Here is a 1,515-nt window from a genome sequence, read left to right on the forward strand (position 1 = left end):
CGGCTTCGTAGCCTTGCTCGCCGAGCGGACGCAGCACCTGGTCGCGCTCTTCGAACGTGACCTGGTACATCTTCATGTATTGCTTGAGCTGATCGACGTCGTAGAACGCCGAACCGTGGTCGTTGTCTTCCATGGTCGCCTGGATGCGCAGGGCATTCTTGCGCAGCCATTGCTTGTACGGATGACGGGACTTCAGACGGTTGTCGATCGCATCGGTATCGAGGATCTGGCCGGTTTCGGTGTCCACGGCAAAGATCTGGCCCGGGCCAACACGACCCTTGGCGATCACGTCTTCAGGCTGGTAGTTCCAGACACCGATTTCCGAAGCCAGGGTGATGAAGCCGTTCTTGGTGGTCACCCAACGCGCCGGGCGCAGACCGTTACGGTCGAGCAGGCACACCGCGTAGCGACCGTCGGTCATTACCACGCCGGCCGGGCCGTCCCACGGTTCCATGTGCATCGAGTTGTATTCGTAGAACGCACGCAGATCCGGGTCCATGGTCTCGACGTTCTGCCAGGCTGGCGGAATGATCATCCGCACGCCACGGAACAGGTCGATGCCACCGGTGACCATCAGCTCGAGCATGTTGTCCATGCTGGAGGAGTCGGAGCCGACGCGGTTGACCAGCGGGCCGAGTTCTTCCAGGTCCATCAAATCGTTGGTGAACTTGGTACGACGGGCCACGGCCCAGTTGCGGTTGCCGGTGATGGTGTTGATCTCGCCGTTGTGCGCCAGGAAGCGGAACGGTTGAGCCAGAGGCCATTTCGGCAGGGTGTTGGTGGAGAAGCGCTGGTGGAACACGCAAATCGAGGTTTGCAGACGCTCATCGCTCAGGTCTGGATAGAAGGCGGTCAAGTCCGCCGGCATCATCAGGCCTTTATAAATGATGGTCTTGTGGGAAAAGCTGCAGATGTAGTGGTCGACGTCGGCGGCGTTGGCCACGGACGAGCGACGACGGGAGGTAAACAGCTTGATCGCCATGTCCTGATCGCTCAGGCCTTCACCGCCGATGTACACCTGCTCGATCTGTGGCAGGCGCTCAAGGGCCAGGCGGCCGAGGACACTGGTGTCGATCGGCACTTTGCGCCAGCCGACCAGCTGCAAGCCGGCGGCCAGGATCTCGCGGTTCATGTTCTCGCGAGCGGCTTCGGCTTTGACCGGGTCTTGGTTGAAGAAAACCATGCCCACGGCATATTGCTTGGGCATTTCGACGCCGAAGGTTTCCTGGGCAATGGCTCGCAGGAACGCATCCGGCTTTTGAATCAGCAGACCGCAACCGTCACCGGTCTTGCCGTCGGCATTAATCCCACCGCGGTGGGTCATGCAGGTCAGGGCCTCGATGGCCGTTTGCAAAAGGGTATGACTGGGCTCGCCCTGCATATGGGCAATCAGGCCGAAACCGCAGTTATCCTTGAATTCATCTGGTTGGTACAGACCTGCTTTCATAGACACTTTCTCACCAGGCTGCCTCTGATCGAGGCAAATTTCTTTTCAATTCAACCCCTTACCATCCG

The 1,515-nt window shown here is 59.3% G+C and carries 1 pseudogene; it reads right to left on the minus strand.

Going from position 1 to position 1,515, the window contains the following annotated elements:
* Positions 1 to 1,447 (minus strand): annotated as a pseudogene (gene gltB, locus ACRESJ_RS14775) (glutamate synthase large subunit); the annotation flags it as partial.
* Between the last annotated feature and the right edge of the window lie 68 nt (positions 1,448 to 1,515).

It is taken from the genome of Pseudomonas sp., from assembly GCF_050739655.1.
Classification (GTDB): Bacteria; Pseudomonadota; Gammaproteobacteria; order Pseudomonadales; family Pseudomonadaceae; genus Aquipseudomonas.